The organism is Shewanella sp. HL-SH8, assembly GCF_051165765.1.
GTDB lineage: Bacteria > Pseudomonadota > Gammaproteobacteria > Enterobacterales > Shewanellaceae > Shewanella > Shewanella glacialimarina.
Map to the genome: position 1 here is coordinate 1,931,015 of NZ_CP195039.1, position 20,188 is coordinate 1,951,202.

The window sequence follows — 20,188 nt, forward strand, 5'->3', positions numbered from 1 at the left end:
GATAAATCCTTAAATAGTGTCAATTCGGTATATGAAATAGCGCAAGTGTTATAACTAAGATATTGGGCGATTGTGATGAAATTAAACCCTAAGGGTAAATTTTAAATAGCAGCGTAAGTTATGGTTTAAGGTAAAACAGTCTAAGTTAACTCAATAACTATATTTCTAATCACCTAAACTTGCTAACACCTCAGCTTCTGCATTACGAAGTAACTTATCAAGTTCACCACTCTGTTTCATGGTTTTGATTACGGCATCGAGCCTGGGCACTAATGCAGCATGCTTTTGATTAACGTAATGATATAAGTCCAGTGTGGCTAAAGCTGGTGGTAATGCCTTGACGTAATCGATGTTTAATTTCTTAATCGCGTATAAACCGTCAGATGTATTGGTGAGTGCAATGCTAGAAGGGCTATCATGCAGAGCAAGCATCATAGTTTGAGTATTATTGTAATCAAATACGTTTCTTAAATCAGCGGTAATGATATTAGTGTGCTTAACGCCCCTTACTTTTAGTAAACTATACTTAGATAAATCAGCCTGAGATGTTAATACAATGTGATTATCTTTGTGCACAAATGCCATAGTCTCTAATTGATAGTAAGGAGTGGGTATACGGATCAAGTTGGGATTTTCTTTACCATAACTCCATATTCGCATTATTTCGCCGTCTTTATGGCCTGACGCTGCTTCACGTTGGGCGCGCTTCCCCGGCATCGGCACTATGCTAATGGTTAATCCCAGTTTTGAATAAATGACCGGCAATACTTTTGCGCCGACCTGTTGTTCAAATAAGGAGTCTATAGAGGCAAACTGATAATCTTCAGTTTGAGCAAAACTTACGCCGCAAAAAACTATCGCAGCAAGGGCTAACATAAAACGATACTTCATTGATAACCTTGAGTTTCTGTTTTTATTATGTAAGGCATATTAATATGCAAAACGTTTATGTACTTTTAATATTATAGTGTTTGTTATTAAAAATGTAGACCGAGGGTAGATATATTTTATTTCAACCATTGTTTAATGAATGTTATTTATTCTAAAACACGGTAACTCAAGCTTGTGCCAATTCAGGCAATAAAAAAGGCGCTAAAGGCGCCTTTAATCATTAAAAAAATGCACTTTACTCATATTACATCAAGGATACCGCTTCCATATCAAGTTCGATATCTGTGCAACCTTTCGCGCAATAAATACCTGGTGCTTTTTCGCTGGGCTTAGCTTTATGAGTGTTTGGCGGTAACAATAATGTCAGTGGTTTATTACACTCACTGCAAGTTGCACTATTGCCCTTTAACATACGCTTAATCAAATTTTTATGCTGATTAAAAGACGCTAATGTTGTGCCATTTACCGCTGAGAAATCTAGTTTTTGCGTTTCACTCATAGCCATTACCTAATTTAATTGTCAGTCGCTTCCTTTTAAAAGAGACTGACATTACTGATACTTTTATTGATACCAGCTTGCTATCCAAGTGGTTAACTATTTCACCTGATCCTGTGGGCGCCAGCGTTGTAATTCAACGGGAACTGCCACACCTTGGGCGGTAAGTAAGTTAACTCGGGCTTGGTATGCGGCGCCATGCATCATGTGTTTAGCTAAGTCTACCGCATTTCGCTTAGTATAATCATCTAAATAACTGCCTTTCGCCCATTCATTGAACGCGCCTAGTGAAGGACCTGCCCAAATTTGGTAGTCCATTTCACGGCCCACTTCACCAGTGTTAGACCAGCGGCTAGATAGCCCTAAATACCAGCGGAAAATCAATGCCATTTTTCGTTTTGGATTATCTTTAGCGCGCTCAATTTGCTTAGGGTCACGTTCATTAAAATGTGCGACTGTACCGGCCCAAATATCTTCTAAACTTGAGCGGAACACTTGTTTTTCAAGCTTTTCACGCTCATCAACAGGGATCGCTTCGATAGAATCATAACGCGTATAAAGTTCATATAATTTGTTGGCACGCATCGGAAACAAAGTCCCGCGTTTTACCACTTGCAGCTTAACGCCCATCTCAAACATATCTGCCGCTGGCGCCATGGTCACATCGGCCATTTCGGTGGTAGCTAAAAGTTTACGGGTATATTCACTCGCGCCAGCTTCAACACAAGCCTGGTTGATTGAACCGGTCACAATAAAGGCTGCACCCATGTTAAATGTAGCAAGCGCAGCATCGGGTGTACCCACACCGCCACCACAACCGACACGAATTGGTGTTTTATATTGATATTGCGCTTGGACCTTGTCTTTAAGTGCCAAAATAGTCGGCAATAAGGTCACTAAAGGACGATTGTCGGTATGGCCGCCAGAATCGGCTTCTGCAGTAATGTCATCAGCCATCGGCACAAGCAGCGCGAGTGCCATTTGTTCTGGGGTAATTAAGCCTTCATCAACCAGCTTTTGGAGTATTTTTTCAGGTGCTGGCTGCATAAATTTAATCGCCACTTCGGTGCGGCTAATTTTGGCTATCACTTTATTGGCGATATTAATCTCACCATTTGCATCACGGCTTAATCCGGCGGCGCGGTAATACACAATTTGTGGCGTTAAGCCTAAAAAGGCTGATGCCTCAACGGTACGCACCTTGTGCTTTAAAAATAACTCCACACTGCCGCGCTCTAATGCGGGCTCGCTTGGGCTGTGGATTAAGTTAAACATATACGGGCCGTTTGGCAGCGCCGCTTGAATGCGGCTAATAGCTTGCTCTACCCGTGACGGAATAAGACCCGCTGCGCCAAATGAGCATAAAATACCTGCCTGGCCTAAGGCGATGACTAACTCTTCAGAGGCAATACCATTGGCCATAGCACCAGCATAATAGGCGTATTTAACCCCATGAACTCGGCGGAAATTACTGTCACCTAAACTTTGAGTGCCAAGGGCTGGGGCAAACGCACTCACCGGTAAGTTTTGGTTGTTTGCCGTTAACGCATCATTTTGCTCAGTAATCACCTGAGCATGTTGGGCCACGCCCAACCCTTTCTCAGGGTGATTAATTAAATAGCATGCCTGTGACAAATCTTTTAGTTTTTTGCCAATAGTAGCAAGGTCAAAATTGGCATCGTTTGAATCTACTATCCAAGGCCATGGTGAAAGCTTTTCGTTATGCACTTGTGTTGTCATTATTATTATTCCTTTTTGGCCTAAGCTTCTTCAATACAGATTGCGATGTCTTTGACTTCATAAATGCGCAGACCATCTTTGCTAAGATTTGCATCGCCTATGATGATGCGTTTGCCGTCTTCATCTTTTACTGCGCTGATATGCACATCGAGTGACATTTGTTTGTTTAATGGGTTAATTTGACCACGATATTTCCATTTAATGTCCGACAGAATTTGGCCAAATTTCGGGTTAGTGAAACCTTTACCTAAGTCTGTGCTGATGGCGTAAGTTTGCATTAACTCAATCACGGCTTCAACACCTAATGAACCCGGCATTACCGGATCTTGATGGAAGTGGAATTGGAAGAACCAATCACTTGGGTCAATAGTGCGTGACGCTGCAAGATAACCGTTACCGTACTTGCCGCCCGTCTCGACGATTTCCGCTTTGTCGATAAAGTTAAGTTGGCCGCCCGCTAGTCGATAATGCGGCTGACTGGCTGGCGCATTAAATACCCGTGAAGTTTTATCGAGTAAATTGACGCTAATGTCAGCAGCAACATTATTGTCGATATGCCAAGGCTGAGTAATTCTACCGTTATCGATACCAAGCTGGTTTTTAAGCGCATCACCTTTAAAGTAACCAAAAACCGCGCTACCAGTATAAAACGGCTCTTTATCAACGCTGAGTTCAAAGGTAAAGCTTTGAATAATATTGCTACCAGCAATAACCGTTGATAACAACTTTGAATCGTTGACGATAGTTTTACCGCGTAAATCCACATGGCGCAGTAATTTGCCGCCGCCATCTAGGTTACGGAAAAACAGCTCTTGCCCTGGGAATCCAAGGGTGGTGCCCATATAACCGGAAATAAAGCCGTTTGGTTGTAATGAAATTTCCATAAGTACCGAATACGGCATAACTGCTTGATGACTGTTTTTGGCAAAATACCAAGCATCTGCAGGCACTTCATATTCAGCAATACAAGAAGAAGGTTTTTTCAGCTCACCGCGTTTACCGTTAATTTCAACGACGCGAGTGGTTAGCTGTAAATCACCACAGGGAGTACGTGGTGGAATTAAGCCGCGGTAAATGCTGAAATCTGGGCCGAAACATTTTTCAATGTTACCGGTGGCAAATTCAAACATATGATAAGGCGTAAATGGCACTGTATCAGGTACGCGGTTGGCATATTTAGAATCAGCTGCCACTGTAGGTGCTTCAACGTGCTTAAGCGGAATAACCCCTTTATTGGTTGGCGCACTTAAATCCGGCACTTGTGCCATCAATGGCGCTTTATTTACGAGGATATTCGCACTCGTGGCCGCTGAAGATAAAAGAGGGTAAAGAGTACATTCGCTTTCTTCTTTAATCATTACGCCTAAGTTTTGGAAATCGACCACTACTTTGCCATTAAGCAAAATATCAATGTTCGCCTTTGCATATGGGCGAGGGCTTGTGCCAATTTCAGTGACTTCCATGCGATAAGTTAATTCGCCATGTTGCGGTAATACTTGTCCGCGACAACGTACTTTTTGTGAAGCATTTTCAAGTGGTTGGAAACGACCATTACTCACTTGTGTGTGCATGCCGATATGCAACATAAAGAACTGTAATAACTGACCACAGCCTTCGGCCATTAATGATCCAGCCATGACCTGATCGCCTTGGAAGTGGCATGGGAAATACCAGTGGTCCGGTGCCAGTTGTTTATGGCCTTCAATTAAGCCTAAGCCCCAAGCGCCGCCACGGACATCTAACTTGCTCACTTGCTCAATCATTAAGAATTTTTCAGAGGCGAAACATAACGATGGCTGTAATCCATTTTCTAGCTGGTGGCTAACATGGGCGCCGCCAAAACAGCTACCGATATCGCCATTGAGTAAATGATGAATTTGACCATAGTTAAACGCTGTTTGAGCACAATGTAGCAGTGGTTCAAAACGCGGCTTATTAGGATTGTTCATCACGCTAAGACGGTTTTTGATTTCATCTTCAGTGTGAATTACGCCTTTTCCGTCTGCGAGTTCTTTATCAGTAAAGAAGCCAGCACAGCCGCCATCCATTTTGAGGATCATCTTATCGCCAACGAAACATTCGTAAGAGAAGAAGAACAGTAGCGTGTCGCCATTGCTAGCAAAGTTATTGATTTTAATATCGTAACGCAGAGTGTCGCCGCCGCGAGGTAAATCAGCCAAGAAGGTCAGAGTGCAATCTAATAAGCGATAAACACGCTCGCCTTTATTTTCAAAGTCGATGCCTAAATAGCTGATCAGCATCAAGTCACATTGACCAGATTCCACCGCAACCGCCCAAGGGATTTGACCATCAACTAAATAAGGGGCATCCACTGGGATGTCATATTCAGTGGTCATTGAACAGGGCTTATATTGGTTCATGGTCGCATTAAGCTTGGTGACGCGTGATACCAATAAATAGTCCGTGGTAGGCAGACGTACGCGACGTTTATAGCCGTCAATAATGGCGTAATCTTGACCAAATACCTTGGCGATATCCCCTTCGGCATATTCCACTAAATCTGCGTAATTCCAAATGCACGGTTTATCCGCTGGAATTGGGGCTGTGTAGGCGGGAACCTTAGCATGATTGGGTGTTAATGCCGTTTGTGGCACAGGTTGGGCTAATACGTTAACCGCTTGAGCTTGCTGTTGTAAAGGTTGAGTAAGTACAGGGTTTGATGGGTAAACATTTTGCTGGCCATTAGCCTGAGCTAACTGCTGCTTTAGTAAGGTATCGGCCACTTTAAGGCCCGCATCACGGCTTTTTAAAAACGCCAAATGTGCTTGTTGCGCTAGCCACTGATTTTGTTGAAAAGCATTTAAATGGGCTGGTGGCACACTCTGGGTAAGCGCAGCGTTTGAAGAGTCTGCAGAGTTTGCTGAATTTAGTGCTGGAGAAGCCGGTTTTAGATTAGGCATAATAGTGTGTGTCGTCTCTGTTGAGGGCGCATTTTTTGTTGTCGATAGCGTGTTTGTCATAGGAACTACTGTGACGGATGTCGCTGCCTTTGCTTGCGGAGCAATATGGGCACATTTAGCTTTAATGCTGTCAATTGATGCTATTGGTGTATCGATAATGTGTTGGTAAATATCTCGTCCGCCAAGGCTGACTTGCTTAATTAAACTTAATTTACTGCCAGTCGCGATTGTGTGCGATAGCTGCTGTGCAAGGGGCGAAGTCAAACGATGTGTTAGCGCTTGTTGCTGTGTCTGAGATACAGATAAATCAATGTTTGAACACTGGTTTTCACTTACCGTGACGATTTTAGCACTAGCATGGTGTGCACTTGTATTAGCCGCATTAACGCCATCACTGACATTAAATTGACTCATCTTAATCAAAGCGTGCAGCATACTGGCCATGCCGGATGCCGCAAAGCTGTGTCCCATTAAATCTTGCGCTTGGGTTAGCATTGTTGTGCCTGATGCTAATTGGCTAAACAATGCTTGGCCAGCAACATCGAAACGGCTTTCAGGAGATTGATTAAGTTCAATCAAATTAGTCGGCTTAGCAAACACGTTAGCACTGATATTATTGGCGCAATAGTGGCTACTAAATTGCAAACTGTCGATACTGGCGTAACTGTTGTCTGTTAAGCTGGTATTGGCCGTTTTTGTCTGCAAGACAATCGCACCGGCACCTTCGCCGATAGCCCAAGGGCGCGCATTCATATCACCCTTCTGGATACCTGATGCGGATAAGCAGCCATTTTTAAGTAGCATATTTTCAATACTGCCCGACAAATCTACTGCAGCGATGATCACAGCGTCTAGTGGCTCTTGAATTGAGCCTAAGGCAAACAGATTTTGTGCCACATCAATACAGCGACTCACCGATTGCTCGCCTGCTGAAATGGTGAAAGCAGGACCATTAAAGTCCCACAATGATGAAATTCGCGACGCCATAATATTGCCAATAAAACTGGTATATTGATTTAGCTTAGCGGCATCTAAAACACTGTCCATGGCGATAGTTTCAAGGGCTTGATATTCATCAACTGTTAGCACAACACCTTGGGCTTTAAGGCTCTGGCTAATTTGGCTGTGCAAATTAACGCGGCCACGGAACTGATGCAATTCAAGCTCTGTTTCCATCGCCACCAATACCGCGACTTTACTGCCCGGTTTTAGTTTGGCGTCAATAATGGCTTCATCGGCCACTTTCATTAATAACAGTTGCTGTGATATTAATCTGTCATCTTCATTTGGCGGCACTTTAAAGCGCAAAAAATCAAAGTCAAACTGTTCAATATAAGCGCCTTGGGGAACAGAGTGCAGGCCGTGTTTTGCTAATAACTCGGGATGATTATTTAACCCTTTCCAGCGTTTAGCAGGTAAGTCTGTCATCAAAGGTTGTTGCTGAGCTATCTTGTCTGCCAGTGCATTAATGTTGCTGGCTTGGCCAAAATGGGCAGCCATACCGGTAATGTTAAGCGGCGTGTTAGCAGCGTTTAACGTGTCTTGTTTGGTAGCCGGTGTATGTGTTAAATCATGATTAATCGCATTGTTATCATAAGATTCAATCAATAAATGCGCGTTACAACCACCAAAGCCAAATACCGACACCCCAGCATGACGCGCTGTATTGCCTGCTTTGTCTGGCCAAGGTAACACTTCATTAGGCAAGGTTTGCTGACCAAACAATTGATTCGGCGAGGCGATAGGGCTGCTGATATTGATACTTGGCGGCAACACACCTTGGCGCATGGCGAAAATCATTTTCATGATCCCTGGCATACCTGCTGCGGTAAGCAAGTGGCCTAGATTAGATTTAGCTGAACCAATTAATGGGGTTGCGCTGCCATTAAGCTTATCTTCAAAAAAGCGCTCCATGGAGGTCAGCTCGACCTTGTCACCCAAAGGCGTACCCGTTGCGTGGCATTCAATCACTTCAATGCTGGCAGGCGCTATGTCAGCTTCACGATAAGCGCGCTCAAATGACAACACCTGACCTTTGCTATTTGGGCTTAGTACAAACTGACCTTTTCCATCGTTTGACAAGCCAATACCGCTAACGAGGGCATAAATATGGTCGCCATCACGCTGAGCATCGTCAAGCCGTTTGAGTACTAATACACCCGCACCTTCACCGGCAAATAAACCTTTGCTGTTACTATCAAACGGCGCTGAAATGCCGTGGTCTGGGTAGGCGTGAAAAATCGAGAAACCCATGTTGATAAAGAAAGGATCGGCGCCTGATACTGCACCCGCTAGCATGATATCTGCTTTGCCAGTGTGCAAGTAATCACACGCCAGTTTTAAGGCATAAACAGAACTTGCACAGGCGGCATCTAAGCTTAATTGCGCTGCGCCTAAACCCAGTGCATCGGCAACCAATTTTGAAGCATTGTGGGCAATAGCACCATTTCGATAATTGATTGGCTCAGCCGGTTTATTACCAGCACTCTGCTCATTGCCAAAACCTTGCAGCACAAAATTAGGCTGGGCAAGTTTTACCTGTAAGGCTTTTTCAACTGCGCCGTGATAAAGCGGCACAAACAGCTCATTGGACTTAGCCGTGGGGAATGACAGCGTGCCCATCACAATACCGGTGCGTGATAAGCGGCTATCGTTTAACGATATGCCCGCATCATTTAAGGCATTACGCGCAGTGTCTGTGGCCCATAAAAAACTGTCATCTAAACTGTCAAATGCACTGGCTGGCACATGGTAACCATTGGCATTGAAACTGAAGTTTTCAATGTAGCCGCCTTTGTCGCAATAAAAGCGGTCAGACTGACCTTGCACGCCTGTGTAGTCACTTGGGCTGGCATTCAGTTTTTGATCGCTGATTTGACTACGTGAGTCTTTTTTATCTAATAAGTTTTGCCAAAACTTAGCCGGCGTGTCCGCATCAGGATACTGATTAGCAAGGCCGACTATGGCAATTTTTGGGGCATTATGAGAACTCAATGAGGTTCTCCTTCTGAAATAGGGTGAGGTGCTTGAGCCGATAAAGTCGGATCAACACGAGCCGCTAGCTTTTCGACTTTTCGTGCTAGCTCTTGTGAGATGGCACAATCAATGCTGTCGATAAAAGGGGTAAATGACATAGGGACTTGATGAGTTAACAATTGGCCTAGGCATTTCAATAAACTGATACTTTCATCCGCACCTTTGGCATTAACGGCAATAGCTTGGGCTGAAAAGCTGTCTTGATTAACCTGTTTGTCAGCAAGCTGGCTGGTTAAAATTTTATCGATTAGCGTGCTAGTTTGTCTGTCCGCGCCAATTTCAACAAATAGCCTGCTGCCATGCTGACAAGCCTTGGCAATTAACTGGGTAAAATCCAATTGATGGCAAAAAGTATCGGCAATCGATTGGGCTATTGCATCCGGGCTTAACACTATTGGCTTAGCTTCTGTTGCTGTGATAAAGCGGATGTCATTAGGTAAGTCCGCCATCAGAGGCTGGTGATAAAACTGCTTTACCTGCTCAATAATTTGCATCGCCGGGGGCGTGTGCATTGCAGTGACTTTATTGGATGCAATACCGCGTTTACCCGCTTGTTTGAGCATGGCTTTACAGCTAGCTTCACACCCCGCAACCACACAGGTATCGCCCTGAATAATGGCAATGTATGCCCTAGGGTAATCGTTAAGGTGTGGCGCTAACTCTTCTGGTGTTGCCCGAGTAATAAAGCTGTTCCAGACAATGTCTTCGCCTTTGGTGGCGTCTGACACATCAAGCTGCCAATCTTGTCTAACACACAGTAATGGCCCTGAAATATCTTGGGTGAATAATGAACTAGTTTGGGTGGCATCGATTAAACTGTGTGGCTGTTGCCACACATTAAGGCTAGCCCACATTGAGGCTTCACCCATCGAATAACCCAAGGCCAATTTAGGCTTGATGTTAAATTCTTTTTCTAACAACTTGGTCAGCATATAACTGGCGCCAACACCTGAAATAGCCAGTTCAGATAAACTCATGCTCTGTGCCGTTGTCGTATCTTCTTTCGAATAGATTAGCTGACTTTGCAACATGGCTTGCAAATCGCCTTGTTTCTCAAGCTCGCTATATAGTGTAGGAAAAGTATGCCCCAAGTGTTTAAACATATTGGGATACACGGTGCCGACACCGGGATAGACAAAACTTAAGCCATTTTCACCTAAGGGCTGATGAGTAAAAGCACTGCCAGCAGGCGTTTTATAATTAATTGGTGAGTGAATATCAGTACTGTCAGTTTGGCTTACTGCGTTAAGCATGGCGTTGACTTCAACACAAAGTGCCTCATAACTGCTTGCCATCACCACAGCGCTTAAGCTGTTTATTGCTGACTTAGCTTGATAACCAATAAGCTGCTGTTTAATCAGTTCCAATAAAGCAATATCATTACTTGAGTCACTGGCTAAACGACTCAGCAATAGTGCTAGTGACGCTAACTGGGCTTGTAAATCATCAATCGATATTGCGCCAATAGGCAGCCATAATCGTGAAGTATTGAGTAAAGGCTTGGCCGTAATCAGCCCTGTGCCCTGGGTTAAAATGACTGCTTGATGCGAGTTAGCGCACATAGAGCTAGTAAAAGCAGCCACTCGGCTTTGATGAAACTCGCAAAACCAATATCCTTGTTCGCTAGCACTGGTAGCTCCATTGCTGCTAGCAAGGGGAAGCTGCCTTGTCGCCATAGAAGTTACTAAGCCATGAAGTTGATTAAGCTTATGTCTGGCCGATCCTGCTTTAACGGTTTGCACCACAGGCTGAACGTGATCCCGTTTAGCATGGGCTAAAGCTTGATTAATGGCTTCAAGGCTATTTTCAGCAATGCCGACACCGTTAATTAAAGCATGTGGGTGAATACCATTCTTTGCCGCCATCAGCGCAGGCATTAACCATAACTTGTCTGCTAAATTAATGATCACATTTGCCGGTTGGACACTGGTTAGACGCTCTGCTGTATCAGCAAGAGCTTGCTCAAACCCAAGCTGATTAGTTTCATCAAGGCTAACAAACTGGATCTCAGTTTGAGCCATAATCTTAGGTGCGTTAAGCAACACCGCTATGCGCAGTGGCATAGTGTGGCGTTGCTTCACGGCTTGGGCGAGTTCCGCGCTAGTTAATGCGCGGCCAGTTAATGAGTTATCTGTTAAGTCAGTACTCAAATTGCACCCTCTATAAGCTTATTACGCGGTGCGATAAAGGCATCGTTCAAGCTTTTGCTAATAGTGGTTTTAGCCGCTGACATAGTGCAACTTAAGCGACCATCTTCATGGTAAAGCGCAATATCGGCAGTGAGTGAGCGGCCGCTGCTTTTCAGTACGGTTAGCACTAAATAACCTGTATCACCCGATGCAAAAGGCACATAAGTTGTCAGTTCACCAATGGTAGACGGCAAGCTGGCGGCATCATGCTTAATACGCGCCCACACAAGCATGGCCTGTAATAACAAATCCTCAGCAAATGCCTGACTGCCACCAAGGGTTAACTGAGGTGCAAAACCGGCACAATCATTGTCGTTAATCTGCGGTAGTTCAACTTTGCACACCAACTGCTGATCGTCAGCAATTAACACTTGCTTAATCCCTTGTAGGCGAGGGCCGTGGAATAAGCTGCCGTTTGAATAAAGCTCGCTGCCAGTGCTTATCACTTTGCCTGCGTTAGCTAATTGCTGTGCATCAATAGCGGCCGCTGGTAGCGTTGGTAAAGAGTTATCTTGCTGATTATAAATAACTTTTTTATTAGCAGTCAGGCTCGCTTGATATTGCGGTCTTAACACACTGTCTACAGAGTCGCTTTGCAGACGGCTAGCAATAATTGCATTTAAGCCGGCCTCAGTTTGCGTCAATGTCAGGGTTAATACCTGCGGCGTATTGGTGTCAAAAATAATGCCTTTGAGTAACTTATAATCTTGAACGCAAACCGCCTGGCCACATAATAGCTGCGCAGTTTCACGCATCCATTGAATGGCACATACGGTCGGTAGTACTGGATTACCCGCAATGCAATGATCTTCAATGAAGGGCATTAAAAGCGGGTTAAGTACACGTTCAACAATATAAGTGTTGTTCATGCCATTAAAAGACAGTGTCAGCGAACCCTTGGCGTGATGCAAAGAGTCCGCATTAAGCTTTTTTACAGCAGCACTCGCTTGGGCTGAAGTGTCAGAACCTTGCATACTCGATCCAATCAGCATCTGCACGCCCGTTTCAGACAGCAGGCTGTGGGCAAACAAGTTTGCGCCCTTATCTAATGGAATAACGTACACGCCGCGCTCAACAAACATCTTCTTCAATGCTGAACTGACCATACCGCCATCCCAAGGGCCCCAGTTAAAGCTCATCACTTTGGCTTGTGGGTAGTTAGCCGCAAGTTGCAGTGCTGTTTTGTTGAGGATCTCATTAGACATTGAATAGTCACTTTGGCCTGTGTTGCCGTAAAAACCCGCCGCAGATGAGAACATCGCCACTAGCTTAAGTTTGCTGGCATCAATCGCATTGATAATACCGGCAAAGCCAGACACTTTAGTGCCATATACTCGACCTAATTCAGCTAAGGTTTTGTCTTGAATATGTTTATCCGCTAACACACCAGCACCATGGATGATGCCTGTAATGGTGTTAAGCCCTTTAAGGGTTTGCTTAATTGCCGCATCTGAGCTGACATCCATGCTGATATATTCAGCGCTGGCGCCCACGTCTTTAAATGCACTAAGCGCGCGGTCAATTTCTAAGCTGCTGGTAATAGGCCAAACTAAAGCATCAATTTGCTTAGGTGTTGGCTTGTCACCTTGGGATTGAATAAACCCAATCGCTGCCGCTTTAAGCTCATTAACTTTTTTACCTTGCGCCCAGGTTGGTAAATTAGCCGCTAAATGCTCGCTACGTCCCGCTAAAACAAAGTGTGATTTAGTTTGTTTAGCTAAGGTGAGGGCACATTCAAATGTGACTCCTTTTGCGCCACCCGTAACTAACACAGTATCATCGCTGTTTAACGTGGTGGTTTGGTAACGTGTTTTAGCACAAGCCGTTGCACTAAGCGTGTGGCGACCTTGCTTGCTGATGCCGATTTCAGTGATTGACGTGTCAATATCAAACAGCTCTGCAACAATTGCCTTGGCTAGTTCTGCCGCTTCAAAGCTTGGTGCAATATCTAAGGCGCGGCAGAACACGTTTGGCCATTCATGGCCGAGTGTTTTGCTTAATCCTGACAGTGCCGCCTGGTTTAGCTCAGTTGTCGCTAGGGCTTGGGTATCTAAATAACCAAAACCACCATCAATCCGACTTACCGTCATAAAGCTAACACGCTCAGTTTTTGATAGGGTTTCAAAACCTTTTTGTAAATGCTTCGCCATTAAGAAGGCTTGCTCAACCGCAGCAAAAGCCGCATCACTCAGTGGTAATGCATTGTTTATCTGTTCAAACTGAGGTTGTAGATGCACAAAACCTGCAATCTTGTGTTTAGCACTAATCTGTTTAATCACAGCAGCAATCGCATCATCACTGACTTGCGTTAACTCAAAGCTAGCAACAGCACTACTTAGTGGCGACTGTTTATTGGTAATGGCCTTAGGGCTATGGATCACTGCGACGGTTAGGCCTGTTGATGCTAATTTTTCTGCTAATACGCCGGCATTGTGGCCGTCATCATTGATAACGATGCATGCGTCTTTCGAAAAACAGCCAACTAACTTATCCGCCGCTGGTAGCTTTTTTAGCGCGACTTCCTGATGAGGAGGTAATTCTGTAGCAAGTTCAGCGGTAGCTTGGTGAATAACAGTTTGTGCAGCAGGGCTAGTTGTTGATGCGCCACCAGCAGTTAGCTTAGAGTTCATGTAGGCGGCGATTTCACCTAAGGTACGACACTCAGCTAAATCTTCAGGGTTCAGTTCTGGTAAGCCTGGAAGCTCATCTTGTACTGTGCCTAAAATCTCAACACGCTTGATAGAATCGATACCTAAATCGGCCTCCATATCCATGCTTAATTCAAGCATTTCTGTTGGGTAACCGGTTTTGTCGGCAACCACAGCCATCATGGTGCTTTGTACTTTTTCTGCGCTTAAGGCTGTTTCTGCGCTTAAACCTGATGCAGGAGCGGCTTGTGCAGACACAGTATGTTGTACTGAAGCCGCGCCTTGTGCGGGGAGCTTAGAGTTCATGTAAGCAACGATTTCACCTAAGGTACGACACTCGGCTAAATCTTCTGGGTTCAGTTCTGGTAAGCCTGGAAGCTCATCTTGAACCGTACCTAGAATTTCAACACGCTTGATAGAGTCGATACCTAAATCGGCTTCCATATCCATGCCAAGTTCTAGCATTTCAGTTGGGTAACCTGTTTTGTCGGCAACCACAGCCATCATGGTGCTTTGAACCTTTTGCGCGCTCAAGGCTGTTTCAGCGCTCATGGCTGTTGCTGGAACTGCTTGTGCTGGCAGTGGAGAGTTCATGGCGCCTGCGGCTGGCAGCTTGCTGCCCATATAAGCAACGATTTCACCTAAGGTACGACACTCGGCTAAATCTTCAGGGCTTAATTCTGGTAAGCCTGGTAATTCGTCTTGAACCGTACCTAGAATCTCAACACGCTTTATAGAATCGATACCTAAATCGGCTTCCATGTCCATGCCAAGCTCTAGCATTTCAGTTGGGTAACCGGTTTTGTCGGCAACCACAGCCATCATGGTGCTTTGTACCTGTTGCGCGCTCAAGGCTGTTGTTGCAGACAAGCCATTGTTTGCAGATGCAACAGGCGCGACAGCTGATTGAGCTGGCGCAGCGCCCGCAGCTGGCAATTTGCTGTTCATGTAATCAACGATTTCACCTAATGTACGACACTCGGCTAAATCTTCAGGGCTTAATTCTGGTAAGCCTGGAAGCTCATCTTGTACCGTACCTAAAATCTCAACACGCTTGATTGAATCGATACCTAAATCGGCTTCCATGTCCATGCCAAGTTCTAGCATTTCAGTAGGGTAACCGGTTTTGTCGGCAACCACAGCCATCATGGTGCTTTGAACTTTTGCTGCACTTAATCCGTTGCTCTCTGATGAAGTCGGTGCTGATGCTACCGATGCTGCAACTGGGCTTGAACCTGCTGCTGGCAGCTTAGAGCCCTCAGCTGGTAGACGAGAGTTCATGTAGTCAACGATTTCACCAAGGGTACGACACTCGGCTAAATCTTCTGGGCTTAATTCTGGCAAGCCTGGTAATTCGTCTTGAACCGTACCTAAAATCTCAACACGCTTGATAGAGTCGATACCTAAATCGGCTTCCATATCCATGCCAAGTTCAAGCATTTCAGTTGGGTAACCGGTTTTGTCTGCCACCACTTCTAGCATGGTTTGCAGTACTTTCTGCGCGCTCAGGGCTGTTTGCGCGCTTAAGCCTGAACTTTCTACCACTGGAGTAACTGGCGCCGCTGCAGCAACTGGAGTTGGTAGAGGTGCTTTAACTGGCGTCACTTGAGGCGCTGGGGCTGACATAGCAACGGCCGCTTGTGGAGCCGTAGCTGCGCGATTTTGCACCGCAGCTTGAGCGAAAGGTGTTTGAGTCACTGCAGCTTGAGCTGTAGCTTGAGGCGCAGCAGTTTGAGTCGCAATATGTTGAACTGGCTGTTGAACGCGAGCTTGAACTTGAGCTTGAGCCGGAGCAAATGCAACAGGCGCTTGACCGCTTAACATAGCTAATGCGTTTTGGCTTGAAAGCGCTTGTTGCTCAAGGAACAAGGTATGGCTTTGCAGCGTTTGTGCTTGATGCTGGTGGAAAAATGCCATTGATTGCTGCAGGCTATCAGGAATAGCAACGCCTGAGGCTGCCATTTGCGTTTGCGCTGCCATTAAGGTGGCAAACGTATCACCGTATTGCTGTGGAATGGCTAAAAACTGTTGATGTAATTCAGCCGTTTGTTGCTGGGCCGCAAAAAATGCGCCTATGCTGTCATGGCTGACTTGTGCCGTGTTTACAGGCGCGGCGTTGACTGGAGCACTTGTTTGAGCGCTCGCACTGTTACTCGCATTAGCACTGCCAGCTTGTGGCACTTCAATATATTCTGTTTTGATCACTTCTTTTTCCACAATTTTTTCCACAATTTTTTCAACAATCTTCTCAACCGGCACTTCAACTTTCACTTCTTTAAGCGCAACTTGACCTGTTTCCAGTGACTTTTGCATTTTGGCTTTGGTCGCAGGGCTGATGAAGTTGGTTGCCGTTAGCTTCACATTCATCGGCGATGACTTAGCTAATTCAGCAATCGGTGCTTGATATGGGTCAACCTCTGTAAGGCTTAACCCTAATACCGCAAGCTGAGTTGCAGCCTGGCGTAATTGAATATCGCTATTACCTTTAGGGTTAGGGTTTAAGCTTACAACGCTAACGGCATCGCTTTGATTACCTAAGGTGCCTTCAACTAATTTTTGTAGAATATTTTTCGGGCCAAACTCAACAAAGACACGGGCACCGGCATCGTACATAGACTGTAATTGATCGCTAAAACGTACCGATTGCAACATGTGCTCGCTAAAGGCGGCTTGAATCGCTTTAGGATCTTTAGGATGCAGTTTACCTGTGCCATTGGCATATAAATTCAGCTTGGGCTTGGCGAACTTGACCTTGTTGATTGCGTTAGCAAACGGCACTTGGGCATGGGCCACAAGTGGCGTATGGAAGGCGCCAGAAACCGGCAAAGCAATGGCTTTAAAGCCTAAGGTTTGAATCGCTTTTGCCGCATCACTGGTGGTTGTCGTTGGGCCTGCAATCACTAACTGAGTCGGTGAATTGTAATTAGCCACTTTCACGCCATCAAAATCTTTGATGCAGTGTTCTAATTTATCAATATTGGCCGTATCCGCTGTGGCGGGCAAAATAACCGCGTACATGGCGCCAGCATCTTGATCTTTAGGTGTTGCCGCCATGGCTTGACCACGGGCAAAGGCTAATTGGTAGTAATCCTCAGAAGAGATAACCCCAGCAGCACATAATGCCGATAGTTCGCCAAAACTGTGTCCGGCGACCATATCGGCTTTAAAACCTGCATGGGTCAGCAGTTGATATTGTCCCATGCTCACGGCACCAATAGCACTTTGCGCATTCGCGGTATTAGTTAATGCCGCTTGTTGGGCTGCAATATCATCAGCTTCAAACGCTGGAATAGGGAATAGAATTTGTGACAATGGTGTTTGCTTGTTTTTAGCAAATACCTTATCGGCCAACATTAATTGTTGACGCATTTCAGGGTAGTGACAGGCTAAATCAACGCCCATATTGACGTATTGTGAACCTTGACCGGCAAACAGTGCGGCAACTTTAACCTTGCTGTCTTTAGCCACTAACGCGCTAGTGCGATAGCTTGTACCTGACGGCAACTGCCATGCATCATTGGTGTTCGCGCTAAGCTGTGCAATCGCTTGGGTCAGTTGGGTCACAAGTTCCGTTAATGAACTTACCACCATACCAATACGTGCAGCTTGGCTATCAAGTGTGGTGACCGCAAAACGTTTAGCTAACTTGGCTAATTCAATTTCACTGCTGTTAGGTGAAGCGGTATCAATGGCTTTTACGGTATTTAATAACTGGGTTAATTCAGCTTGCAGTGCCGCTTTATTGCTTGCGCTGATCAGTAAGCTTTGTGCTACTGCGCGATGACGATACTTGGCATCACGGGCGTGATCTTGCTTGTATTCTTCTAACACCACGTGGAAGTTAGTGCCACCAAAACCAAACGAGCTAATACCGGCGCGGCGCGGGGTATCATCGCTGCGTGGCATCCAAGGGCGTGTTTCAGTGTTCAAATAAAACGGAGAATCCTCAACGCCTAACTTAGGGTTAGGTTTGCTGACGTTAATGGTTGGCGGCAATACCTTGTGGTGCAGTGCAAGCGCTGCTTTAATCACACCAGCAGTACCTGCGGTAGATTTAGTGTGACCGACTTGAGATTTAACCGAGCCTAATGCGATGTGTTGCTTAGTGTCGTTGCCTTCAGAAAACACCGACTTTAAGCCATTAAACTCGGCCACATCACCCGCTGCAGTACCTGTACCATGGGCTTCAATTAAGCCAATAGTGTGTGGCTCAAATCCTGCGTCATCATAGGCGCGTTTTAATGCTTTTGCTTGGCCTTCAGGGCGGGGCGCATAAATACTTTTAAACTTACCGTCTGATGAAGCGCCAACACCTTTAATAACCGCATAAATACGGTCGCCATCACGCTCTGCATCATCAAGGCGCTTCAATGCCACCATGCCAATACCTTCACCAATCATCATGCCTTTTGAATCGATATCAAAGGGTTGAATGGTTTCGTTAGTGGTGAACGCTGGGGTTTTAGAAAAACTCATGTACATGGAAGGCGAGTTATCGGTACACACTCCGCCGGTTATCATCATGTCGCTGCGATGTTCGGTTAACTCAGTTAACGCCATACGCAGCGCAGCTAATGAACCAGCACATGCAGCATCGACCACACAGTTCATGCCGCCAAAATCGAAACGGTTAGCAATACGACCAGCGATCACGTTGCCCAACGATCCAGGGAACGAGTTTTCTTCCCAATGAACATACTGATCTTGGAATTTTTTGATCAGCATTTCAGTGTCTTCATCACTTAATCCGCTGCTTTTGAATACCTTTTTAAGTACAGGATATTGCAAACGGCCACTTAAACTGTGATTCAGCTTTTGGCCGCCACCCACACCTAGCGTAATACCAATGCGGTCGGTGTCGTAATCGGCACCTACGCCTGCATCGGCCAATACTTCTTTTGCCACGATTAGCGACAATAATTGTGATGAGTCAGTTAGCTCAAGGATATTAGGCGGCAGGCCGAATTCCATTGGGTTAAAGTCAACTTCTGGTAAAAAACCACCGCGCTTACAGTAGCTTTTATCCGGCGCAGATTTATTAGCATCGTAATAGTCTTCGATACGCCAATGAGTGTCAGGCACTTCGGTAATGGCATCGATTTTTTCGCTAATTAAATCCCAAAACTTATTTAAATAACGCGAATTGGCAAAAATACTCGCCATGCCAACAATGGCTACTGGCATGTCTTTTAAACGTTTATTAAGACGTTTGTCGGTGTTTTTCTTGGATTGGCTCATTGTGAGTCTCCGTTTGATGGCTGGGAATGAGCCATCTGATGTAGGGATTCAGTTGCGCTAGATTGGCCATTATTAGGCTTGGCAGCTGATAGACTTGCTCCAGGAAATCGAGCAAGAAAACTGTGATAGTTGCGGACGAGCAACTTTCGTAAATGAAACGGGCCGTGCTTTAAGACATGGGTGATATAGCGATTACTCGCTTGAGTATGGCTGTCTTGATAAATATCTAAGTAAACCCAGTCAGATTTAAAATCGACCCCAAGCAACACTGAATAAGCCTGCTGCTTTGTTAGTTGGGGCGGAATACTTAACGACACCACTTGTACTACGTTGTCAGGATCAGGACTCGGTAGCGACAAGGTATCGGCTAAGGTTTGTGGGTTTACGGTGTAGGTTTGAATGTCAGCCCCCTGAGTAACAGGGAGCTGGTTAAAGAATTTTTCTGGCACAAAGGGGCTGTCGAACTCATCTAGCTTAGATACCCCAAAGCGCTTTAAGCAGCGGGCAAGGCCGGAGCGAGACACATTGGGGTTGATGAATTCCTGGGTGACTTTTAATAACCTGTCTAAGGGCATTTTCAATTGATAACGCAACCCCAGCATCACGTACTCTTCCATGGGGGACAGGGTCGTATTGAGTTTGTGTGGGGTATTTGGGGTGTTATCTACCGAGTCACGCTTACGCCATTTACGTACAGTGGCTTCGCTGATATTGAGAATTTTGGATAGTTGACTCACGCTTAAGTCAGATTCTTGAATGAACTGACGCATCTCGGGTGTGGTGGTGGCATTGCGGTGATTAACCGTTTTTTTGCTGGCAGTCCCGTCGGCCTGACTCACTTCTGTAGGCGTACTTATCTTTTTTGTCATCGAGACAGCATATCCGAATAATCTGTTGGGACTGGCGTGTCGTTCGTGCGCTGACTGTGCCTAAATCCACTTATATATAATAAGAAGACGCAGATTACCTGAGGTTTCACTCCGATACAATCACCCGAGACTAAAAACGTGTGTTGGTTAACGAAAAGCT

General features: G+C 45.4%; 7 protein-coding genes. All 7 read right to left on the reverse strand.

The genetic code is table 11. The annotated features are described in order from the left end of the window. Positions 1 to 165: 165 nt before the first annotated feature. The 7 genes from ACRWQN_RS08655 to ACRWQN_RS08685 all read right to left on the reverse strand — a co-directional run bounded on the left by ACRWQN_RS08655 (position 166) and on the right by ACRWQN_RS08685 (position 20,028). Positions 166 to 891 (reverse strand): substrate-binding periplasmic protein, encoded by a 726-nt coding sequence (locus tag ACRWQN_RS08655; protein WP_434940468.1) that lies wholly within the window; start codon positions 889 to 891, stop codon positions 166 to 168. A gap of 244 nt (positions 892 to 1,135) precedes the next feature. Next, positions 1,136 to 1,390, reverse strand: a complete 255-nt coding sequence (locus ACRWQN_RS08660) for a hypothetical protein (protein WP_434928829.1) — start codon at positions 1,388 to 1,390, stop codon at positions 1,136 to 1,138. 96 nt (positions 1,391 to 1,486) lie between these two features. Then, positions 1,487 to 3,127: an eicosapentaenoate synthase subunit PfaD gene (gene pfaD, locus ACRWQN_RS08665; RefSeq protein ID WP_434940469.1), complete on the reverse strand. Its 1,641-nt coding sequence runs from the start codon at positions 3,125 to 3,127 to the stop codon at positions 1,487 to 1,489. Between the two features lie 20 nt (positions 3,128 to 3,147). Further along, positions 3,148 to 9,084: a beta-ketoacyl synthase N-terminal-like domain-containing protein gene (locus tag ACRWQN_RS08670; protein ID WP_434940622.1), complete on the reverse strand. Its 5,937-nt coding sequence runs from the start codon at positions 9,082 to 9,084 to the stop codon at positions 3,148 to 3,150. Then, positions 9,039 to 11,234: a PfaB family protein gene (locus ACRWQN_RS08675; RefSeq protein WP_434940470.1), complete on the reverse strand. Its 2,196-nt coding sequence runs from the start codon at positions 11,232 to 11,234 to the stop codon at positions 9,039 to 9,041. Before ACRWQN_RS08675 ends, ACRWQN_RS08670 begins: the two co-directional genes overlap by 46 nt. Further along, positions 11,231 to 19,159, reverse strand: a complete 7,929-nt coding sequence (locus ACRWQN_RS08680; protein ID WP_434940471.1) for a phosphopantetheine-binding protein — start codon at positions 19,157 to 19,159, stop codon at positions 11,231 to 11,233. The genes ACRWQN_RS08675 and ACRWQN_RS08680 overlap by 4 nt, the downstream gene beginning before the upstream one ends. After that, positions 19,156 to 20,028 carry a transcriptional regulator gene (locus ACRWQN_RS08685; RefSeq protein ID WP_434940472.1) on the reverse strand — a complete coding sequence of 291 codons (873 nt, stop codon included), beginning with the start codon at positions 20,026 to 20,028 and terminating at the stop codon, positions 19,156 to 19,158. The genes ACRWQN_RS08680 and ACRWQN_RS08685 overlap by 4 nt, the downstream gene beginning before the upstream one ends. Between the last annotated feature and the right edge of the window lie 160 nt (positions 20,029 to 20,188).